We start from the raw sequence: 22,262 nt of genomic DNA, 5'->3' as shown, positions 1-22,262 counted from the left end.
GCGCTCTCGTTGGACCATGGCCTGTCAGTCTGCTGCCCCGCCCGCTTCGCCAATCAGCGTGCCGCCCAGAATCCAGGTCATGTCCGATGTGGACCACGGAACGATGTGCGACGGCCTCGGCGGCAACGGCGCCGCATCGCGCGGCCAGCTGTCGAGGCCGGCAGCGGCCTGCACCTCGACGGGCGCTGCGCTCGCGGGCCAGCGCAGTTCGATGCCCTCGGCGCCCGGCGCATGCCAGCGCACGCGCGACCAGGTATCGGCTTCGTCCAGCAGCGGCGCGGCATCGCCTTGCAGGGTGACGTCCTGCACCACGGCCGCGCTCTTCAGCAGCACGCGCAACTCGCGGGTGCCGGCAGGTGCGAAGACGCGCAGCACAGACTCGCCGGTCCTTGGATCTACGGTGCGATCGAACCGGACGCGATCCGCGACGTCGATCGCTTCGCCCGGCGTCGCCCAGGGCTTGGCCAGATCGAGCACCGGCAGCGGCATCGGCTCGGGCACGTGCTGGTCGGCATGCAGTGCGGCTTTGCTCCAGTCCGACAACTGCGGCAGCGCGCTGACGCGGTGATGGTGGTCGTGATCCGGATCGGCGACGAACAGCACCTGTGACAGTTCCGGATAGCGATCGCGATCGATGCTGGCGAAGGCGGTGGAGAGCAGGATGCCGGCGGCCAGCAGCACGGTGGCGACTGCAGCGATCGCGAGTGGCAGTGCATTGCCGTCGCTGCGGATCCACGCCAGCAGCAGCGCGGCCATCCAGACCGCCGGCAATGCCAAGACTTCCGGCGTACCGAACCCGATCGCGTCGAACAACTGCAGCGCGAAGTGGAAGACATGCGCCAATGCGAACGCGGTGATGAGCGCGGCGAGAATCATGCGCGCCACATGCGTCGGCCCGGCTGCGGGCAGCAGCCAGGCGACGGCGCCCAGCGCCAGCAGCGGCCACAGCAACAGCGGCGCCAGCTCCGGCGCGAGAATCTGCACGGCAGCGCCCACGATCCACGCGAACACCAGCGCACCGAAGCGGACTGCCTCGCCGCGTGCCGCACTGCCGGCGGTCGTCCATGCGAGCACCGCGACCAGCAGGCCGAGCACCAGGCCGGTGGCATCGAATCCACCGCGCAACGACGTGCAGGCGCCTGCAACGAGTGCGAGCACCGCAGCGGGCTTGCGCGCCGCCTTGCACGCGAACAAGGCACCCAGCGCGAGCACCACGCCGATCGCCAGCACGCCCTCGCCCGCGGTCAGTCGTGAGAACGTGGCGAGCAGGTCGCGATTGTTGACCAGCGTGGCATCGCCGCCGCCCAGCAGCCGGTACGTCAGCCGCACTGCGAGGGCGACCGACAGCAACGCCAGCGGCCACAGCGCCAGACCGCTCGCCACGCCACGCCAGCCGCCATCACGGAACGTGCCGCGGCGTCCGACGACCGCGATCGCAACCAGACCGAACAGCAGCACGATCCAGCCCGACCACATCGGCACGCTGATCATCCATGCGCCGGGCAGGTCGCTGTAGATCGCATTGGCATCTGCTTTCGGCAGAGTCGCGGACATGGCGAGCGTGCGCACCAGCGGCAGGATCTGCGCGCCCATGTGCTGCACGCTGCCGGGGTCGAGGTTCTCCACCGTCGACGATGCGGCGTGGTAATCGAACTGGCCGCCGATGATCGCGAAATTGAGCCCGGGAATGCCCATCTGCGCGGGCACGGTGAAGTCGGTGCCGTTGGGCATGTAGCGATAGACGAAGCCGGTCAGCGAGTTGCCCAGCGGCTGCGACGCGCCGTCCGCGAATGCATCGAGCAGGCCGGCATTGCCGGGTCCGGTTTCGAACAGCACCGCGCGCCCGCCGCTGCCGCGTGCTTCGAGATTGATGACCACGCCGGTACGCGCGGCCAGCGGATGCGAGGCGAAAAATGCGCGTGCACCCAGCAGGCCCGCTTCTTCCGCGTCGGTAAACAGGAACACCACGTCGCGCTGGCGCGCATCCTGCGCAAGCGCACGCGAGATTTCTAGCATCACCGACACACCAAGTCCGTCATCGGCAGCGCCCGGCGAATGCGCGACGCTGTCGTAGTGCGCCATCAGCAGCACCGCAGGCAGGCTGCGATCCTGTCCGGGCAGCACGGCAACCACGTTCTCGACATTGCCGCCGCGCAGGTTGCGCAGGCTGCGGCTGCGGAATTCGGCGAAGGCATGTGCGCGCTGGATCGAGACTTCGAGCCCGGCCTGTTCCAGTTGCGCGACGAGACCATCGCGGACCCGCGCCGCGGCCGGCGAACCCGTGGGATGCGGCTCTGCAGCGATCCAGGTCAGATCCTGCATCGCGCGTGCGGCCGAGAATTCGGACGCCGGGATGTCGATGGGCTGCGGCGCTGGCGTCCGCTTGGCGCTCCACGCCGACCAGGCGGCGACGACGATGCAGGCGAGCAGCAGCGGCAGCCAGTAGCGATTGCGGTCGCGCGGTGCGTGCAACGCGCTCATGTGCGGGCCCGCCGAGCGTGTGTGGCAAGCAGTCCAACTAAGGCGTCGGACGGATCACAGGCGCTCTCGGGAATACCGAGGAAATCGATCACGTGCACGGCGAGGATCCATCAGGTCTGGACCGGCAGGATTGCAAGTAAGTTTCCGATCTGTCAAACAGTTTTCTGATTGGCAACTCACCGCACTGCAGTCGGATGAACCGGCGTCGAGATCCGATGACGCACGGCGCCACTACGCGTCCGATACACGAGCGCGCTCCGCCTTTGCTGCGTTCGATCAGCCCGCCGCGTTTGCCAGCGCCACCGTCGCCAGCTTGCTCGCCGGCTTGCGCCCGAGTTCGCTGCTGATCCACACCGCCGTGTCGGTCACTGCGTGCAGGTCGATGCCGGTGCGCAGCCCCAGTCCGTCGAGCATGTACAGCAGATCCTCGGTGGCGAGGTTGCCGCTGGCGCCCTTCGCGTACGGGCAGCCGCCCAGTCCACCGACGGCGCTGTCGACGACGCGCACGCCGGCTTCCAGGCAGGCCAGCACGTTGGCCAGCGCCTGGCCGTAGGTGTCGTGGAAGTGCACGGCAAGCTGCGCCATCGGCACCGTCTGCGCGCACGCCAGCAGCATCTCGCGCGCCTTCGCGGGCGTGCCGACACCGATGGTGTCGCCGAGCGAGATCTCGTCGCAGCCCATCGCGTGCAGGGCATCAGCCACGCGCACCACGTCGCCCAGCGGCACGTGGCCCTGGTAGGGACAGCCGAGCACGGTCGACACGTAACCACGGACCGACACACCCGCGGCGCGTGCCTGCTCGACAACGGGCTTCAGCCGATCGAGCGAGCCGTCGACATCGATGTTGGTGTTCTTGAGGTTGAAGGCATCCGAGGCAGCGGTGAACACCGCGATATGCCGCACGCCGGCGGCCAGCGCACGCTCCAGGCCTTTCGCGTTGGGCACCAGAACCGGATAGGCGACGCCGTCGCACTGCTGGATGCCGGCAAGCACTTCTTCGGCATCGGCCTGCTGCGGCACCCACTTCGGGCTGACGAAACTGGTGGCTTCGACGACCTGGAAACCGCAGACCGACAGCCGGTCGATCAATGCGATCTTGGTCGCCGCCGGCACCAGCGTTTTTTCGTTCTGCAGGCCATCGCGCGGGCCCACTTCGACGACGCGGACAAAATCACTCATGCGGCGCCCTCCTCCGCATTGCCTTCGACGAAATCGACCAGCACCGCGCCATCGGCGACCAGATCGCCCTGTTTCGCGAGGAACGCCTTGACCACGCCGTCGTGCGGCGCCTGCAGCGTGTGCTCCATCTTCATGGCTTCCATCACCAGCAGCGGCGTTCCCTTCTTGATGGGCGTGCCGAGCGGTGCCAGCAGTTCGACGATGCGTCCCGGCATCGGTGCGATCACCGCGCCGGCATGCGCTTCGGCGCCGGTGTGTCGATGCAGCGGATCGACGTGTTCGAAGACGAAGCGGTCTTCGCCGCGATACAGCACGACCTGCGCGCCCTGCACCAGCACATCGACGTTGCGACGCACGCCGTCGAGGGCGGCGGTCAGCGTCGGCGCGTGCCACGCGACGGTGGCGGTCTGCATCGACGCACCATCGAATCCGATCTCGACGCGATCGGCATGCGGTTGCAGGGCGAGCCTGCGTGTCTCGCCGCCAGCGGACAGTTCGATGTAATGCGGTGCGCTCGCGCCGATCCGCCAGCCGTCGCGCAGCGCCCACGGAGAGGTGTTTTCGCCAGCCGACAAAGCACGCGTCTGCGCCCACAGGCCGAGTGCCGCGAGCATCCACGCTGCATCGTCGGCCTCGGGCAACGGCGCGAGCAGCGTGTCGATCTCGCGTGCGACGAGTCCGGTATCCAAGCGCGCGGCAGAGAAATCCGCCTGGCGCGCGAGACGGCCGAGGAACACCGCATTGGTCGTCACGCCGACGACGCGCACCGCATCGATGGTCTGACGCAGACGTTGCAGGGCACGCGGACGGTCTTCGTCCCAGACGATCAGCTTGGCGATCATCGGGTCGTACCACGGGCTGATCGCGTCGCCCTGCTCCACGCCGGTGTCGATGCGCACATGCGCGCTCGCTTCGGGGAACTGCATGACCTGCAGCGTGCCGGTCGACGGGAGGAAACCCTTCAACGCGTCTTCGGCATACAGACGCGCTTCGATCGCATGGCCGCGATGGTGGATCTGGTCCTGACGCAGCGGCAGCGCCTGGCCGGCGGCCGCGCGCAACTGCCATTCGACGAGATCGATGCCGGTGACCATCTCGGTGACCGGATGTTCGACCTGCAGTCGGGTGTTCATTTCCATGAAGTGGAAATCGCCGCCCTCGCCGACGATGAACTCGATCGTGCCGGCGCCGATGTAATCGACCGCGCGGGCGGCGGCGACGGCAGCCTGCGCCATCGCCTCGCGCTGTGCATCGCTCAGGTCGGGCGCGGGCGCTTCTTCCAGCACTTTCTGGTGACGACGCTGCACCGAGCAATCACGCTCGAACAGATGCACCACGTTGCCATGGCTGTCGCCGAACACCTGCATCTCCACATGGCGCGGTCGCACGATGTAGCGCTCGATCAGCACGCGTGCATCGCCGAAGGAACTCTCGGCCTCGCGCTGGCACGACAGCAGCGCCGCCGCGAAGTCCTCACTCTTCTCGACCAGGCGCATGCCCTTGCCGCCACCGCCGGCGCTGGCCTTGATCAGCACCGGATAGCGGATCTCGTCGGCCTGCTGCTGCAGGAACGCGGGATCCTGGTTGTCGCCGTGATAGCCCGGCGTCACCGGCACGTTGGCGGCCTGCATCAGCGCCTTGGCTTCGCGCTTGTCGCCCATCGCCTGGATCGACTTGGGGCTAGGGCCGATAAAGACCACGCCGGCATCGGCGCAGGCCTGCGCGAATGTCGCGTTCTCGGACAGGAAGCCGTAGCCGGGATGGATCGCCTGCGCACCGGTGCGGCGTGCGGCGTCCAGCAGCTTGTCGGCACGCAGATAACTCTCGCGCGCAGCCGACGGACCGATATGCACCGCCTCATCGGCCAGACGCACATGACGCGCATTGCGGTCGGCGTCGGAGTACACCGCCACGGTGCGGATGCCGAGCCGGCGGCAGGTCGCGATGATGCGGCACGCGATCTCGCCGCGATTGGCGATCAGCACGGTGTCGAACAGCGCGCCTTCGGTAATTCCAGTGGTCATCGGGCGTCCTTTGCGCAACGCGCGGACAGGAAGGCGTCCAGCCGCTGGCGGGCTTCTTCGGTAGCGCGGATGCCGGCGATGCGCGCGGCGGTGTCGGCAATCAATGCATCACCGATGGTCTGGCCATCGAGATCGCGGATCAACCGCTTGGATTCGGCCTGCGCATTCGGACCACCCTGCGCCAGCGCCTGCACCAGCGTGTCGATCGCGGCGTCGAGGGCATCATCGGCGACGACTTCATGCACCAGTCCGATCTCGTACGCCTTCGCCGGCTGGATCAGTTCAGCGGTCAGAAAGTAGCGCGCGGCCTGGCGCGGACCGATCGCGCGCAGCACGTACGGCCCGATCGTCGCGGGGATCAGCCCGAACTTGACCTCGGACGTCGCGAACACCGCCTTGTCGCTGGCGACCGCGATATCGCAGGCGGCGACCAGCCCCAGCCCGCCACCGATTGCCGCGCCATGCACGCGCGCGATCGTCGGCTTCGGCAGTTCCGCCAGGCGACGCAGCATGCGCGCCAGTGCTTCGGCTTCGTCGCGGTTGCGTACCACGTCGTAGTCGGCCGCGCGGCGCATCCAGTCGAGATCGGCGCCGGCCGAAAAACTGCGGCCGCGTCCGGCGAGCACGACGACGCGTACGGCGTCGTCCGCGCCGAGCGCCTGCAGGCCACGATCGATCGCATCGATCAGGTGTTCGTCGAACGCGTTGTGACGCTCGGGGCGATCCATCCACAAGGTCGCCACGGCGCCCTTGCGTTCGATCCCGATATTCGGTGTGTCGGTCATTGCGGTGTCCTCGTCGCGCCCGGTCACATCCGGAAGATGCCGAACTTCGTCTCTTCGTTCGGTGCGTTCAATGCCGCGGACAGGGCCAGCCCAAGGGCGCGACGGGTCTTGGCCGGATCGATGATGCCGTCGTCCCACAGTCGTGCGCTGGCGTAGTACGGATGCCCCTGCTGCTCGAACTGCTCGCGGATCGGCGCCTTGAACGCGTCCTCGTCTTCCGCAGACCACGTGCCGCCCTTGGCTTCGATGCCATCGCGGCGCACGGTGGCCAGCACGCCGGCCGCCTGTTCGCCGCCCATCACGCCGATGCGGGCGTTGGGCCACATCCACAGGAAGCGCGGCGAATACGCACGGCCGTTCATGCCGTAATTGCCGGCGCCGAAACTGCCGCCGATGACGACCGTGAACTTCGGCACCTTCGCGCAGGCGACCGCGGTGACCAGCTTCGCGCCATCACGCGCGATGCCGCCGTTCTCGTATTTCTTGCCGACCATGAAGCCGGTGATGTTCTGCAGGAACAGCAGCGGAATGCCGCGCTTGGCACACAGCTCGACGAAGTGCGCGCCCTTGAGCGCGCTCTCGGAGAACAGGATGCCGTTGTTGGCGACGATGCCGATCGGATAGCCGTGCAGATGCGCGAAGCCGGTGACCAGCGTCGTGCCGTAGCGCGCCTTGAATTCGTCGAAGCGCGAGCCATCGACCAGCCGCGCGATCACTTCGCGCACGTCATACGGTTTGCGCGTATCGGCCGGAATCACGCCGTAGAGTTCTTCGGGCGGATAAGCCGGCTCTTCCGACGGCTGCGTCAGCAGCTCGCCCTGCTTGCGCCAGTTGAGCGAGGCCACGATGTCGCGCACGCGCGCCAGCGCATTGAGATCGTCTTCGGCGAAGTGATCGGCCACGCCCGAGATGCGCGTGTGCACGTCGGCGCCGCCCAGCGATTCGGCGTCTACTTCCTCGCCGGTCGCGGCCTTCACCAGCGGCGGACCACCGAGGAAGATCGTCCCCTGCTCCTTGACGATCACCGTCTCGTCGCTCATCGCCGGCACGTAGGCGCCGCCGGCGGTGCACGAGCCCATGACGCAGGCGATCTGCGGAATGCCCTGCGCCGAGAGATTGGCCTGGTTGTAGAAGATCCGGCCGAAATGATCGCGATCGGGGAACACCTCGTCCTGCATCGGCAGGAAGGCGCCACCGGAATCGACCAGATAGATGCACGGCAAACGGTTCTGCTGCGCGATTTCCTGCGCACGCAGATGCTTCTTCACCGTGATCGGGTAATAGGTGCCGCCCTTCACCGTCGCATCGTTGGCGACGATCATGCATTCGACGCCGCTGACCAGACCGATGCCGGCGACGACACCCGCGCTGGGCACTTCGCCGCCATACATGCCGTGCGCCGCCATCGGCGCGACCTCGAGAAACGGCGCGCCGGGATCGATCAGCGCATCGATGCGATCGCGCACCAGCAGCTTGCCGCGCTTGCGGTGCTTCTCTCGCGCGGCTTCGCTGCCGCCCTGGGCGATGCGCGCATGCGTGGCGCGCAGATCGTCAAGCGCCGTCTGCATCGCAGCGGCATTGGTCTGGAAACTCTCACCAGCCGGGTCGATCCGGCTCTGCAGGATAGCCATCGGTGCTCCTTCAGCTGGTCTGGCGGAACAGTTCGCGGCCGATCAGCATGCGCCGGATCTCCGACGTGCCCGCGCCGATCTCGTAGAGCTTGGCGTCGCGCCACAGGCGGCCCACCGGGTACTCGTTGATATAGCCGTTGCCGCCCAACGCCTGGATCGCCTGCCCGGCCAGCCACGTCGCCTTCTCGGCGGCGTAGAGGATCACGCCCGCGGCGTCCTGACGGGTGATCTTGCCGGCGTCGGCCGCCTTCGCCACCGCGTACACGTAGGCGCGGCAGGCGTTGTAGGCGACATACATGTCGGCGACCTTGCCCTGCATCAGCTGGAAGTTGCCGATCGCCTCGCCGAACTGGCTGCGCTCGTGCACGTACGGCAGCACCGCATCGAGTCCTGCGGCCATCAGGCCCAGCGGACCGCCCGACAGCACCAGGCGCTCGTAGTCGAGACCCGACATCAGCACCTTGACACCGCCGCCGACCTCGCCGAGCACGTTCTCGACCGGCACTTCGCAATCCTCGAACACCAGCTCGCAGGTATCCGACGAGCGCATGCCGAGCTTGTCGAGCTTCTGCGCCGTCGAGAAACCCTTGAAGCCCTTCTCGATGATGAAAGTGGTGATGCCCTTCGGGCCGGCGTCCGGATCGGTCTTGGCGTAGACCACCAGCACATCGGCGGTCGGGCCGTTGGTGATCCACATCTTGTTGCCGTTGAGCACGTAGCGGTCGCCGCGCAGTTCCGCGCGCAGCTTCATGCCCACCACGTCCGAACCCGCGCCCGGCTCGCTCATCGCCAGAGCGCCCACGTACTCGCCGCTGCACAGCTTCGGCAGGTACTGCTGCTTCTGCGCCTCGCTGGCGTTCTTGCGCAGCTGGTTAAGGCACAGGTTGGAGTGCGCGCCGTAGGACAGGCCGATGCCGCCCGAGGCCCGCGAGATCTCCTCCATCGCGACCACGTGGGCCAGATAGCCCAGGCCCGTGCCGCCGTATTCTTCCTCGACGGTGATGCCCAACAGGCCCTGCGCGCCGAGCTTGGTCCACAGCGCGTGCGGGAACTGGTTGGCCTCGTCCGCATGCGTGGCGAGGGGCGCGATCTCCTGCGCGGCGAAGTCCTGCACGGACTCGCGGATCATCTCGATCTCTTCGCCGAGTTGGAAATCGATGGACGGAATACGCATGCTGGACTCCAGGTTCCCGGGGACGACGACCCGCATGGCACGCGCCTGCGCAGTGGTCCCGATCGGCACAGGCTAGCGGGTTCCGGACAAGAATTGAACTAATATTCAAAAATTGAACTGAGGATCACGTTTTGAGCTACCGGCGTTCTGACCTGATGGAAGAGCGGATGACCCGCAACCGCGAGCGGATCGTCCACGCCGCGCGCACGCTGGTGTCGGTGGGCGGCTTCCGCGAGGCCCAGGTAGCCGCCGTCGCCGCCGAGGCCGGCGTCTCGACCGGGCTGATCTACCGCTACTTCCCGTCCAAGACGGAACTGTTCGTCGAAGTGCTGACCGTCGCCATCGACGCCGAAATCGTGATCCTGCGCGGCGCAGCCGCCGCCCACATCGATGCCCGCGATCAGCTGGGCGCCGCCATCGAAGCCTTCGTGCGCCGCGCCCTCGCCGGCCCGGCCCTGGCCTACGCCTTCATCGCCGAGCCCGTCGATCCCGAAGTGGACGCCGAACGCATCCGCGGCCGCCGCCGCTTCGGCGAAGTCTTCCGCGACATCCTGCTGGCCGGCATCGAACGCAAGGAGTTCCCCGCCCAGGACGCCGACGTCACCGCCGCCTGCATCGTCGGCGCGTTCACCGAAGCGCTGGTCGGACCGGTGGCGCCGATACTCAGAGAGAAGACGTCCGGGCCGGCGCAGTTGGTGGAGTCGATTCGCGAGGTGTGTTTGCGGGCGGCGGGGTCGGTCGGATAAGGCTTGGCGTCATGTGTCTGCGATAGACGGAAGATGCCCTGTGTCGACAACTCGGAACGCAGAGGGCGCAGGCATCAAGTCCATTTCCTCTCCCGACGAAAAGCGGATGTGATGAGAGAACGGGCGCCGCACGGCGCCCGCTTTCTTCCGAGACGCGGCTAGCGCATTACACGTGCCCGCAGCGTCTGCCAAAGCTGGCGCCGGGCTTCGAATACCCGCAGCCCGAGCAGCGCGGCGCTCAGCCAGACGAGACCTTCGGTGGCGACCGCTGCGACGGTGACCAGCACCAGGCGTGTCGTCCTCTCCACGCCTGTGACCAGCCCGATGCCAAGTGCGAGCCAGGCCAGCAGGCAAACGACGCCGCCAAGAGCGATCCAGCGCCACGGACGCCTGACTCTGCGTGCAGCCTCCTGCGCGACACCCTCTTCGCGCGGGCTCATTCGTCACCCCGCAACGTGGCGAGTGCAGCGGAATCGAGATAGCGGCCATCGACGACCACCGCGTGCGCCTCACGCGCATGCGCCAGATCCTCCAGCGGGTTGTCATCGAGTACCAGCAGATCGGCCTCGTACCCGATCGCGACCCGCCCCAGGCGATCGCCGGCTCCCAACGCATCGGCGGCCCGCCACGTCGCCGCAGCCAGTATCCGGGCGTTCGGAACACCGGCGTCGGCCAGCAAGTTCATTTCGCGATGGAAACTGACACCCGGCGCGATCCAGGGATTGCTCATGTCGGTGCCGATCGTCATGCGTGCATCGCTCGCATGCAGACGCATAGCCATGCGCTGCACCTTCGGCCACACGGCGCGTGCGCGCGCAAAGTCGTCTGCCTCCCAGCCGATCGCGAAGGTGAAAAAGGACGTCCAGTTTTCGAACAGACGCGGATGCGCGTAACGCCGGGCTTCATCCAGATAAGGGCTGTCTGCCTGGTCCTGCACGAAGGCGGCATGGAAGGCGACGAGCGTGGCGTCGAACACGGGCCGGTAGCGCTCGAAGGCGGCAACGATCCGGTCAGCCTCCGCGCCCTCGGGGTCGAAACGCTCCCACCACTCGAAGAAGCCGAACGTCCCGGGACGGCGCGCTTCGCGATACGCCTCGACATCCTCAGGGGCCAACAGCTCCGGGCTGATCGGCATCAGATGCACGATGCCATCGAGTCCCATCGGCAACACGGCGGTCCACGCCACATCCTCAAGGTGCGCCACCGCCGGCCGGCCATGCGCATGCGCCGCGTCGATGCCGGCCTGCAGCAACTCCGGCGTCAGGCCCGTATAGAGCTTGATCCAGTCGGCGCCCGCGTCGACCTGCGCGGCCACTGCTCGGCGCATGTCGTCCACCGTGCGGACGCCGGTGCCGAGGCCTGGCAGGTCGACATTGTTGAGCACCGTGCCTGCATCGAAACTCTCGGGGCCAGTGACCGTGCCCTCGGCCCGCCGCGTGCGATAGCGCATAGCTGCAGCGAGATCGCCCGCGGGATTGCGGATCGTGGTGATCCCGAATCCGACCAGTCGTGCAGCGTTATGGTCGGCAATGGCGTCGTCGGGCAGTGCCTCGATGATCACCTCCTCTCCCTCCCGGCGTACCTCGAGTGGGCCCAGCGTCAGATGTGCGTGCATGTCGATGAGACCAGGCATCAGATAACCGCCATCGAGCGGCACGACGGTGGCACCGCGTCGGCAGTCACGGCTGCCGGCACTCGCGATGCGCGCGATGCGTCCCTGCTCGATCCGGACGCATTGCGCCTCCCCGCTGCGACCCGCTTCGAGGTCGACGATGTGCACCCGGTCGAGTGCCAGTGGCTTCGAAGCCGCGTGGAGAGACAGCGCGGGCCCGCAGGCCAGCAATCCGGTGAGAGACCACGAAATGAGACGATGCATGTTGAAATCCGGTGTGGGTGTACCCGGTTCAGTCGCGCCGTCCACCCGGTTTCTTACGCACAACCTCGCGCAGAGTCTGTTGTAAGAAACCGGCGCTCCTCGACGACTGACTGTCCGATCCCACCGAATCCGAGTCCGATGCCACCCTCGTGGTCCCAAGTCAACGCCTTCCATCCGCAACTCTGGCGCGCTGTCTGCGGCTATGAGCTCAACCCCGCGCTGCGCGAAGAGTTGATGCAGGAGGTGCTGCTCGCGATCTGGCAGGCCCTGCCGACGCTGCGCGAGCACGACCGACTACTCCCATTCGTTCTGCGGGTCGCACACAACCTCGGCGCCAGCCACGTGCGCACCGCGACGCGTGCACCCGCACCGCTGCAGTTGGATCCCATCCAGCACGACGTGCCCGACCCCGCCACCACCGACGAAGCCGAGCGTGCACGTAGCGAGTGGCTGTTCGAAGCGCTTGTCACCTTGCCCTTACGGCTGCGGCAACCCTTGATGCTGCAACTGGAAGGCTTCGACTACGGCGAGATCGCCAGCCTGCTTGGAATCTCACAAGAGAACGTCGGCGTCCGTCTGCATCGAGGCCGCGCCATCCTGAAAACACTGCTTTCGCAGGAAGACATCGCATGACCGAGTTCGACAAGTTGATGCAGTCCGCCTGGCAGACTGCGCGCCCACCGGCCGACGACGCCGCGCTGGCGGCAAGCGTGCATCGCACCCGCTGGCATCGCCGGCTTCGGCGGTCCCTCGAAGTCGCGCTGACACTCGCCGGCATCGCGCTTCTGGCACGGCCACTGTTCGGCGGGGCGACAACACCTGCGTACTGGCTGGTGATGCCCTTCTTCGTCGCTTACCTGCCCGCCATCTGGTGGCTGCTCCTACGCGACGCGCAGCCATCTCCGGTCGACGCCGCACAAAACGTGCGCACCTATGCGCACGCCCGGATGACCCAGCTGCGCGCCGGTCTGCGTGAGCTGCGCATTGCCCGGATCGCCGCAATTGCCCTGCTCGCCTACGCCATCATCGGCGCGATCAGCGCATTCGCTTTCGGTGACCCTGCCTGGCAAGCACCTGCCCGGGACCTGCTGGTCTACGCGGCGATTTGCGCGCTGGGAACACTCTGGCTTTCGCGTTGGCAGGGCCGTCGACGTCTTCGTGAATACCGGGCAATGCGACGGCTAGCGTGATGCTCTGGATAAACGGCACAAGCGCGCCAGGTATGGCCGAAAGTCAGTTCAAGACGGAGCTGTTCGGCTCTGATCTACGCCTACTATCCGAAGCCCGGACATGTCGTGGGCTTGTTGCTCGGCTACTGGATCGCCTCGCTGTGCCGAAGTGTGAGATCGACGCCACCGGCATTGGCTAACGTATAAATGTCCGCTTTTGGCCGGAAGCGGACGAACAGCTTTGGCCAGTACGATTGTCCGTATGAGCGAGCATGCAAGTTTCAAGGTGCGATGTGCCGACCACGTCGGCTTCGCGGTCGCCTCCCTCGATGAGGCGCTTCGGTTTTGGCTAGATGGGCTTGGGGCGGAGCTCGTGCGTACGGGCGAGATGGGGGGCGAGTTCCTCAGCGAAGTTACGGGTGCGCCCGGAGCGGAGGTACGCCTTGCAATTGTGTCGTTGGCAGGCCAGACGATCGAACTCCTGGAGTATCAGGGCGTAGATCGGCCGAGCTCACCGGCCAAGCCGTTCGACCCAGGCTTCGCGCATGTCGCCTTCGTGGTCGATAACATCGACGCGCTCTTGTCGCGGATCGCCACCTATGGTTGGAAGGCACAAGGCACGCCGCAGCCGATCGCAGGTGGCGCGCGGGCTGGAACGCGGGTGATCTACGTCGTTGGCCCTGACGGCGCGACTATCGAGTTCATGCAGCCGCCAAACGCTGTTCGCGAGCACTGATCTTGCTGTCAAGCGGTAAGTACGCTTCCGGTCAAAGGCGGTCACCACGTGGCCGTCCGTCACCACGCCTGAGAAGGGAGACTCGACCACTCGCTTGCGAAGTTAGTTTCAGGCTGGGGCCACATTGCCTCCGCAGAAGTAGCTCTAAGATATATTGACTACTACTAATCTAGATAATCCGCCGGACAGAGAAATTAAATGATCTCCTCGATCGTCTTAAAGTTTACGGAAAATTCTGATCTCAACCTGCCAACGAGCGGCATCACGGTCTTCGTTGGCCCAAACAACTCCGGAAAGAGTCTTGTCCTGAAGGAGTTGGAGATGGCCTATCAAACCCACCCCTTTCCGACAGGATTGAAGATCCTGAAAGATTACGAAGTGGCGTGGCCGTCGACCGACGAGCTAGAAGAAAAACTTCTAAGCCTCGAAAAGTTTGCTGAACCCAACATGCCTGAGGATCAAGTGGCGATTGGCAGGATCGCGCTCGGCGGCGGTCTAGAACGCTCGCTTATGCATAGGCGCAGCATTCTTGAAATAGCGCGCGACCAAACTGACAAGAACTGGTGGGCAACGCAGTTCTTGCGCTGGGGCGTCCTCCGCCTCGACGGTCGATCTAGATTTAATTTAACGAACGACCAATCTACCGGTGATTTGCTGGCAGCGCCGCAGAACGTACTCGCGCATCTGTTCCAAGACGATACGGCCAGGGAAAAGGTCCGCTCTTGGGTATTTGATGCTTTCCAAAAGTACTTCGTCGTGGACCCAACTAGTGGTGGGACGTTGCGTATCCGGCTTTCGGATTCAGTGCCGCTTGCTGACGAACAAAGTCTGAATTTGCAGGCCCGCGAGTATCATCGCGAAGCAACGTACATTAAAGATGCGAGCGACGGGGTTCAGGCATTTACCGGCATTGCAACAGCTGCTCTGTCTGGCGAATACCACACTATTCTTATCGACGAGCCCGAGGCCTTCCTTCACCCTCCGCTAGCAAAAAAGCTGGGTAAGCAGTTGGCGACATCTGCCACGGAGCGGAACGGGGCGCTAATGGCTTCGACTCATAGCGCAGACTTCCTCATGGGTTGCGTACAAGCATCGAAAGACGTTCGCGTAGTGCGGCTGGAGTACTTCGAAGGAAGGTCTCGCGGAAGGATGGTCGATCCCACTCAACTTGAAACATTGTTTAAGCGGCCGCTATTGCGAAGCACAAATGTGATATCCGGTTTATTCTATGACGGAGTGGTCGTTACTGAATCAGACAACGACCGTGCCTTTTATGCAGAGATATTCTATCGGCTTACGCGAAATCTCGCTGAGGCACCATCTGTGCTTTTCATAAATGCACAAAATAAACAGACAATTCGAGATGTTGTTGGGCCACTTAGACAGTTCGGAGTGCCAGCGGTAGCGATTCCGGACATCGATATACTTAAAGATGGCGGCGGCGTCTGGACGGGGTGGCTAAACGTGGCTCACGTCCCTAACGCCCGCCACGGAGGATTGGCGACGGATCGAGCCAGCATTAAAGCTCTCTTTGAGGCAGCAGGGCACGACATGAAGGTCGGCGGCGTGGGGCTACTCAATGGACCAGACAGAGACGCAGCGGATGCGCTCTTTGATGCGCTTAAGGAATACGGGATTTTTGTTGTTCGCACCGGCGAGCTTGAAAGATGGCTTCCGGCGGTCGGGGCGCAGGGGAAGAAGACCGATTGGGTCGTCGATATGCTTGATCGCTTGGGCAGTGATCCTGCCGATGCAAGTTATGTGCATCCAAGCCAAGGGGACGTCTGGGATTTCATGCGCGCAATAATTGAGTGGATAAAAAACCCGGCGCGTCGCGGTATGCCTTAGAGCACAGGCCCTAAAGTAGGATTCGAAGGCAGATTTCTTTTATCTTCGTCAACGCGATATTCCTTCGAGTGAACGGTCCATGGTGAGCGTCCGACCTCTAGTCAGAGGCGGACGTCCATCTATTCGCTATCTAAGTCTGCTTTCGGCCAATAGCGGACTGTTTATCTGAAACAGCTCTTCGAATTCCGACGACAGCGCTCAATCAAGCATCCCTAGCGGACCATCGCGGCTCGCAGACCACCGCTCATGGGGACACGAGTCCAGTGACTGCGCAGCACACATATCCGCCCATGGCTGAACAGGCACAGAGGGCTCTCAACACAACTTGATTAAACGTTCATGCACGATTTGAGCCTTACGACATTAAGAATGATCGTAACGGGGAGATTTATCCCGCACATATTAGGATGACCGTTGCGAATAATGCTCCGTTAGATCTATCGCAGTTCGCGAAGCAGCCAAACGGGAAAATTCAGGCAATTGCAGTTGTTGAGCTAATTATTGAAAAGTTTAAAGAATTGGTTGAAGAGAATGGGCTTTGGAAGGAGCTTTGGGATGATAAGCATCTGATTTCGAGAAATGAGAAAGCTGTACAGAGACTTTTCTTTGCTGCAGCTAGCGCCTACTGCGAAGCAAACCGGCTTGATATTTCGCCAGAGTCAAACGCCGGAAATGGCCCGGTCGACTTCAAAGTATCAGGGGGTAGCGGCAGTAAAGTTCTGGTGGAAATAAAACTTTCTACTAACACCAGCTTGGTCACAGGTTACACGAAGCAACTAGAGGCCTACCGAAGCTCCGAAAGAACCTCGTTCGCTTATTATGTGGTAGTCGATGTTGGACGTTTAACTTCAAAAAAGGTCAGTCAGCTTTCTTTGGCGAAAAGCCAGCACGAAAAGTCAGAGAAAGGAGCATCAAAGATTGTGTATATTGATGGTAACCCACAAAAATCCGCTAGCAAAAGATGATCGCTGGTTGGCCATGTAGCGGCGTCCACGGGCCATGAGTACACCGACCCCACTCGCAAGGTCGCTACCTCCCGATCGAGTTATCTCGCTCGGCGATGGCCTGCCCTTCGTCCCGGAGCGACTGCTGCTGGCGCATGCGCGCGGCCAGGTGCTTTTCATCACCGGTGCCGGCGTGTCCATACCCGCCGGACTCCCGGACTTCCGCAAGCTCGTCATCGACGTTTACGCCAAGCTCGACACCAGCGTCTATGCCGTGCTCTCTGCCAACGAGGACGCCCCCGTCGGGCTCGACGGACTGACCAGCCAGCAGATCGCCGAGGTCAAACGGTTCGAGCGGAAGGATTACGACGTCGTACTCGGCATGCTCGAGCGCAGGATCGACGACACGCCCAGCGTCGCCAGCCGGGTGAGGGCCGCGGCCGCGGAGGTGCTACGCAATGCGGGCAGCGAGCCTGCGCGTATCCACAAGGCCTTGATACGCTTGGCGGACCGCGGTGTAGGTACCGCTATCGTCACCACAAACTTCGATCTGCTGCTGCAGGCCGGCAGCCAGGGCAAACGACGTCCGCAAACGTATTCCCTGGGAGGCATCCCGAGGCCGGCACGCAGCAAGGAGTTCGCCGGCATCCTCCATATCCACGGCGCGCTTGCTCGCGACGTCAAGCGCACGTCCGACCTCGTCCTGACCGACCAAGACTTCGGCGAGTTCTACATGCGCCGGCGCTCGGTGCCTGACTTCATCTACGATGCGGCCCGGCTGTTCCACATTGTGCTCGTCGGCTACAGCGCCGACGACCCGCCGATGCGCTACCTGCTCAATGCCATCGCGGCCGACGGCGTTCGTTTCGATGACCTCAGGGAACGCTTCACCTTCGTCGGGTCCGACACGCCCGACCCCGTCTTGATCGAAGACTGGAAGGGGCGCGGCATGACGCCCATCGCCTACGACAACAAGGACGGCCACAAGGCGCTGCTAGACCTGCTCGAGCGCTGGGTCGAACTGTCGGCCGTGAACGGCAACCCTAAGAAGGTCGACGCGGAGATCAGGCGCATCGTGAAGTCACCGCGCAGCCTTGCCGCCGAGGCCGACCGGGACCTGTTCGACCACCTGATCCGTCGAGAGAGCACCACGGAGCGCGTCAAGCTCTCTAATCTGGCGTCGAAGGCAGGGGCGGACACCGGGTGGCTGGACGCCATCGCGGCGATCGCTCTGGAACGCGAGAGCGAGGCGTCGGCGTGATCTCTCAATGGCTCTTGCTCAACGACAAGGATCGGGATGCGGTGCGGACGCTGATGGCGTTCCTGCACGAGCGGCTGGCGGAGCGGGCGACGATCGAGTGGGCCCTGAGGACGAAGCCCCACGAGGTGGTCAAGCGCATCGCGGTCCTGCAGTCGCTTGAGCTCCTTGACGTTAACAAGCTCAAGGATCCCTGGTACTCGGCATGGCGCCTGATCGAGCAAAGTTGGGCAGAGGAAATGCCTCAGTCCTCTTCCAGCGACGCGTATCGCGTGCAGCGTCGTATCGTTGCTGGAGAGCGATCCGGCCCCCTGATCTCGGCAATCGTCTCCGTGGTCAAACCTAGGCTGGAAGTCAGCGCCCGGTCGAAGCAGCCATCAGGCGCGACCGCCAAGCGGCCACGCCGGGTCGAGGATCTCTTCCACGCCTCACTCCGAAGCCAGAACCTGACCGATCTTCACGTGTTTCGCCTAGACGGCATCGTGGAGATCGATTTCCTCGCATCACTGGCGATCGCGCTCGAAGGCGCCGTCAACGAGGGCCTCAGCCTCGGGCGTAGGCTTGGATGGGAAGGCGACCACAAGTTCTGGCGTTTGGGTCAGCTGTACGCCGTGAGCTACCAGGCCCGAGCCGACGACGAATACGGCTGGGACGTCGACAGGTTCCACCACGGGATCGCGCCGGCGGTTAAATTGCTCGATGCGATGGTGAAGCGGATCGCCGCACTCGATGTCCACCAGGCGCGCGCATTCGTGTCGCGTTGGAAGCAGATGCAGACGCCGGTCCATCTGCGACTGTGGGCGTCCCTGTCGCAGATTCCGGAACTTACGCCATCTGATGAATTGAGCGACACGCTGCCCGCCTTGGATGACCGCCCGTTCTGGGACGTGCATGCGTTCCCGGAAATCGCCGAGTTGCGGGCGCTGCGCTTCAACGACACCTCGGACGATGCGCAACGCCGGATGGTCGTCCGTCTCAAAAAGGGACCGCCTGCAGCGTTCTGGCCTCGGGGCTCGGATCGTGACCGCGTCAAGGGCGCACGGCAATACTGGGCCGCGCGCGAGTTTCGGCGCATCGAGATCGCGGGCAGCCAGCTTCCGCCTGCAGCGGCGGATTGGTTGGCCGGGAGGCTCGGCGCGCATCCGGAACTGCAGGAGATGGACTCGATTCGATTCGGCTTCTTGTCCTCGGCGATGTCGCGCTGGGTCGCGCCTGAGCCGGATGATCGGTTCGACGACCTTGCCGGAGAGGAGCGCTTGCGCGCGCTTGAGGCGGCGCTGACTTCAGCCCGCGACAGTTGGAACGACGATCCAGCTGAACGCGCCGAGGACTGGATCCGCAGCGACGACAATCCCAGCAGCCTGCTGCCCGATCTTGAGTCCGCCCGGGATGGCGGCGCGGACTACCCAAACGTGTGGGACCGCTTCGGCTGGGCCCACAGCGCACCAAGTCGTGAGACGGCGGAGGCGTCAGAACACCGGCAAACGGCCGATCGCGTCATGGCGCTGCTGGAGCGGCTTCCCATTATCCCAATCGAACAAGCGATTCAAGGCATCACCCACTGGATGTCGGCGTGGGAACGCGTCGTCACGCGATCGCCTCTGCTATTGGCGGTATGGACGAAGCTCTGGCCGATCGCGGTCGACGCGACGAACCGAGCGGATGAGACCTCGGATTCCATCGATTTGAACGAGATCGTCACGGCTGCACGGGATGAAGAACCTGCGGACCTCGACACCCTCAACACGGCGACGGGCCGGCTCGTTGGGGTCTTCCTCGCGCACTGCCCTCGCATCGAAGGACGCGAGAATCCGTTCGAAGCGAATGCTTCCCTCCGGACGATGCGCGACGCGATCGTTTCCACCAACGGAAAGTCCGGCTTGATTGGGCGACACCGCCTGATCGAAGAACTTCCGTACTTTCTGAATGCCGAGGAGGCATGGTCTCGCGACAACCTCATCGCGCCGCTCGTCGCCAACGATGCGCATTCGCTGGCGCTGTGGCGAGCAATCGCGCGGCGCACACACTTTGCCAACGTCCTGAGCGAGATCGGTGAACACTTTGCCGAGAGGGCCGTGGATCGACGGCTGGGACGCGAGACCAGGGGCTCCCTGCTGTCCAGCCTTGTGCTTGAGTCGCTCCACGCCTTCCGCGAAGGGCGCGAGCCCGCCGTTGCGAACGCGAAGATCCAGCAGACGCTACGGGCCGTCGACGACGAGGTGCGCGCCGCCGCCGCGCAGACGGTGCAACGTTTCCTGAGCTGGATGTCCAAAGATCAATCGGTTCAGCCCCGGCAGTCTGCCGAGGAGATATTCCGCGGTGTGGTTGCACCGTTCCTGGAGAACGTCTGGCCGCAGGAACGTTCGTTGGCCACGCGCGGTGTCAGCGCCGCGTTTGCCGACCTACCCGCCGCTGCAGAGGGCGCTTTTGCCGACGCAGTTGGAGCGATCCTGCGGTTCATAGTGCCGTTCGACTGCTGGTCAATGCACGACTTTGGCTTCCGCGGCGATGTCGAAGGGATTCCAAGGCTTGAGTTGATCGACACACCGGCGAAAGCGATCGCGCTGTTGCGCTTGCTTGACAGGAGCGTTGGTGTATCCGAAGGCGCAGTCGTACCGATGGACTTAGCGGAGAGCTTGGACCACGTCCGGGTGGTGTCGGCAAACCTTGCGCAGGATCCAGCCTTCCGACGGCTGGCTGCCGTCGCGCGTCGTCGGTAGAAACGTCTACGTACGCCGCCAGCTTTATCCTCGATCCGCGTCAGGCTCCGCGGCGTCCTCCATGCGGATAGACATCATCGGAGTCACTGCTGCATCGGGATCCAACTTGCGGACTTCCGCACTGTTGATCTGGATGAGGTACTGGCTTTCCTTGAAAGCCCCACCGAGCGCCGTGACCACCTGTTGCGACGGGATGCCGATCAGGTCGAGATAAAGCACCCGCAGCATCAGCCGCAAACGCGCTCCCGCCCGGTGCATATCGATGCCGTCGAGTACGTTGTCGCGCGCAGACTCGTCCCAGTGTGTGTAGTAGTTGCGTGTGTCGACCCAACCGCGCGGCACTTTTCCAGCTCTGCCCAGGATTCTCCGACGCACATCCGGCGCCAGGCGGGAGGCTAGCTGATTAAGACGCTTGGCTAGCGAAATCTCGTTGGCGTAACGGATCCGGGACTCGATCGATTGCCGGTGGTCCTTGTCGACTCCCTCCGGGATCGCATTGAGCAGCGCCTGCTGGATGGGTGCGAACGCATCTTCCGAGATGTACATCCCCTCGCCGATCGCACGGTGAAATCCCTCGAGCGCCTGCATTAGGCTGAGGAACTCCACATGCATCCATAATTCGTCCGACGCGAAGATGCTGAAAGCCAACTGGATTGGCGTCGCGAACGATTCGTAGACCGCACACCAGGTACGCAGGACGTCGCCTAACTCCGCCCCGAGCTCGCTGCGGAGAAGAAAGAAGTCGAAGTCCTCGTACAGACACAGCTTGTCCTGTCGAAGTGCCACCAAGACGTCCAAGGGGGCTCTGAGTCCATCGACCTTGACGCTGATCAGATCCGGCCCCATCGGCGTGCCCGCGATGAAGCCGAGCATGGTGCAGATGCTGCCTACCTGGTCAAAGTACCAGTCCAGCGCCTTTGGCTCGTCGGGTTCAATCCTGATGACGCCTGAGGTCGTGGCCTGGACCGCAATCGCGCTTCTCTCTGAGAACATCCGCTCCATCCGGAACGCGATCTTTGCACCGATCGCCGGAACCTCAAACACCTCGTCGGGAAGGTCGTCGAGCTGAAGCATCGCCGTCCTTCCCTTACCGTTTGTCTGATGCGCCTGTATCCACTCCAAAACGCCCCGCGAGAGCCAGCGTGCAAGTCCGGGGACGCGCACCCGCATCTCGCGGTATTGAGTCTGTTGCGTGACATGCGCGCCAACTAACACCAAACCGGAGCGAATCTTCTCCGGCTGCCTTATTCCCGCTGGTCCGAAGTTGAAGGACCCGCCGACGCTCGAGGCATTGAGCACCGTGATCAGCTTGCTGTCCAAGCTCGATCCGTGGATGACGGCGTACTCGTTGACCTCGTCGCCGTAGATGTCGCCTCTGAGCGGCGTAAAGCTGTCATGGAGCGCCAAGTGCGCGCGTCGGTCCCGCCATTTCATCGTGCCGGGGATCGGTTTGTCGCCGTCGACCGTGGCCCTCACCCAATCGCCTACGAACTCGAAATCCTTTGGCAGCTCGAACTTGCTCATCATCGCCTCACCCGTTCAAACAATCGGCGTCGACAGGGTGCTCACCTTTGAAGGTCTTGGATTCGAACCTGACCCACAAGGTCCGCCTGAACAAGAGCGGCAAGGTCTGCATGCGGAGCTCCTAAGAAACTCAAGGAGCGCCGCTGCTCTTCGTGAGTAGCTTCATA

The 22,262-nt window shown here is 63.9% G+C and carries 17 protein-coding genes; 8 read left to right on the top strand and 9 right to left on the bottom strand.

Translation table 11 applies throughout. From position 1 onward, the window contains the following. Positions 1 to 24: 24 nt before the first annotated feature. The 6 genes from AC3A4E_RS09400 to AC3A4E_RS09375 all read right to left on the bottom strand — a co-directional run bounded on the left by AC3A4E_RS09400 (position 25) and on the right by AC3A4E_RS09375 (position 9,274). Positions 25 to 2,481, bottom strand: a complete 2,457-nt coding sequence (locus tag AC3A4E_RS09400) for a M20/M25/M40 family metallo-hydrolase (RefSeq protein WP_487631221.1) — start codon at positions 2,479 to 2,481, stop codon at positions 25 to 27. A 276-nt stretch (positions 2,482 to 2,757) separates the two neighbouring features. Then, positions 2,758 to 3,660, bottom strand: a complete 903-nt coding sequence (locus AC3A4E_RS09395; protein WP_487631220.1) for a hydroxymethylglutaryl-CoA lyase — start codon at positions 3,658 to 3,660, stop codon at positions 2,758 to 2,760. Next, complete coding sequence (locus AC3A4E_RS09390; protein ID WP_487631219.1) at positions 3,657 to 5,684, bottom strand: acetyl/propionyl/methylcrotonyl-CoA carboxylase subunit alpha; 2,028 nt, start codon at positions 5,682 to 5,684, stop codon at positions 3,657 to 3,659. The genes AC3A4E_RS09395 and AC3A4E_RS09390 overlap by 4 nt, the downstream gene beginning before the upstream one ends. After that, complete coding sequence (locus AC3A4E_RS09385) at positions 5,681 to 6,469, bottom strand: enoyl-CoA hydratase-related protein (protein ID WP_487631218.1); 789 nt, start codon at positions 6,467 to 6,469, stop codon at positions 5,681 to 5,683. Before AC3A4E_RS09385 ends, AC3A4E_RS09390 begins: the two co-directional genes overlap by 4 nt. Before the next feature lie 23 nt (positions 6,470 to 6,492). After that, positions 6,493 to 8,100 carry a carboxyl transferase domain-containing protein gene (locus AC3A4E_RS09380; RefSeq protein ID WP_487631217.1) on the bottom strand — a complete coding sequence of 536 codons (1,608 nt, stop codon included), beginning with the start codon at positions 8,098 to 8,100 and terminating at the stop codon, positions 6,493 to 6,495. A 10-nt stretch (positions 8,101 to 8,110) separates the two neighbouring features. After that, the gene (locus tag AC3A4E_RS09375; RefSeq protein WP_232135147.1) at positions 8,111 to 9,274 is read right to left on the bottom strand and encodes an isovaleryl-CoA dehydrogenase; all 1,164 of its coding nucleotides are present in this window, start codon (positions 9,272 to 9,274) and stop codon (positions 8,111 to 8,113) included. A gap of 131 nt (positions 9,275 to 9,405) precedes the next feature. Between AC3A4E_RS09375 and AC3A4E_RS09370 the strand changes: the two genes are divergently transcribed. Continuing rightward, positions 9,406 to 10,020: a TetR/AcrR family transcriptional regulator gene (locus tag AC3A4E_RS09370; protein WP_487631216.1), complete on the top strand. Its 615-nt coding sequence runs from the start codon at positions 9,406 to 9,408 to the stop codon at positions 10,018 to 10,020. Between the two features lie 158 nt (positions 10,021 to 10,178). Here AC3A4E_RS09370 and AC3A4E_RS09365 read toward each other — a convergent pair whose 3' ends face one another. After that, positions 10,179 to 10,460, bottom strand: a complete 282-nt coding sequence (locus AC3A4E_RS09365; protein ID WP_487631215.1) for a hypothetical protein — start codon at positions 10,458 to 10,460, stop codon at positions 10,179 to 10,181. After that, the gene (locus AC3A4E_RS09360) at positions 10,457 to 12,070 is read right to left on the bottom strand and encodes an amidohydrolase family protein (RefSeq protein WP_487631214.1); all 1,614 of its coding nucleotides are present in this window, start codon (positions 12,068 to 12,070) and stop codon (positions 10,457 to 10,459) included. The genes AC3A4E_RS09365 and AC3A4E_RS09360 overlap by 4 nt, the downstream gene beginning before the upstream one ends. On the opposite strand from AC3A4E_RS09360, the gene AC3A4E_RS09355 reads away from it, so the two are divergent. The 7 genes from AC3A4E_RS09355 (at position 12,035) to AC3A4E_RS09325 (ending at position 20,571) form a co-directional block, all read left to right on the top strand. Further along, the gene (locus tag AC3A4E_RS09355) at positions 12,035 to 12,529 is read left to right on the top strand and encodes an RNA polymerase sigma factor (RefSeq protein WP_487631213.1); all 495 of its coding nucleotides are present in this window, start codon (positions 12,035 to 12,037) and stop codon (positions 12,527 to 12,529) included. The two genes, AC3A4E_RS09360 and AC3A4E_RS09355, sit on opposite strands and share 36 nt — an antisense overlap. Beyond that, a complete protein-coding gene (locus tag AC3A4E_RS09350; protein ID WP_487631212.1) occupies positions 12,526 to 13,086 on the top strand; it encodes a hypothetical protein in 561 nt (186 codons plus the stop codon). The genes AC3A4E_RS09355 and AC3A4E_RS09350 overlap by 4 nt, the downstream gene beginning before the upstream one ends. 241 nt (positions 13,087 to 13,327) lie before the next feature. Next, positions 13,328 to 13,801, top strand: coding sequence for a VOC family protein (locus AC3A4E_RS09345; RefSeq protein WP_487631211.1), 474 nt, complete (start codon positions 13,328 to 13,330; stop codon positions 13,799 to 13,801). Positions 13,802 to 13,999: 198 nt separating this feature from the next. Next, entirely contained in the window at positions 14,000 to 15,649 is a 1,650-nt protein-coding gene (locus AC3A4E_RS09340; protein ID WP_487631210.1) for an AAA family ATPase, read from the top strand. 407 nt (positions 15,650 to 16,056) lie between these two features. Next, positions 16,057 to 16,614, top strand: a complete 558-nt coding sequence (locus AC3A4E_RS09335) for a hypothetical protein (protein ID WP_487631209.1) — start codon at positions 16,057 to 16,059, stop codon at positions 16,612 to 16,614. A gap of 34 nt (positions 16,615 to 16,648) precedes the next feature. Further along, a complete protein-coding gene (locus tag AC3A4E_RS09330; RefSeq protein WP_487631208.1) occupies positions 16,649 to 17,854 on the top strand; it encodes an SIR2 family protein in 1,206 nt (401 codons plus the stop codon). Next, a complete protein-coding gene (locus AC3A4E_RS09325; protein ID WP_487631207.1) occupies positions 17,851 to 20,571 on the top strand; it encodes a hypothetical protein in 2,721 nt (906 codons plus the stop codon). Before AC3A4E_RS09330 ends, AC3A4E_RS09325 begins: the two co-directional genes overlap by 4 nt. A gap of 24 nt (positions 20,572 to 20,595) precedes the next feature. Here the strand turns inward: AC3A4E_RS09325 and AC3A4E_RS09320 are convergent, their stop codons facing one another. After that, on the bottom strand, positions 20,596 to 22,095 hold the full coding sequence (locus AC3A4E_RS09320; protein WP_487631206.1) for a HEPN domain-containing protein: 1,500 nt from the start codon (positions 22,093 to 22,095) through the stop codon (positions 20,596 to 20,598). Positions 22,096 to 22,262: the final 167 nt, after the last annotated feature.

Source organism: Luteimonas sp. Soil_N_1, from assembly GCF_057656255.1.
Note: the sequence above shows the minus strand (reverse complement) of the source record. Positions and strands in the feature narration are given on the sequence as shown.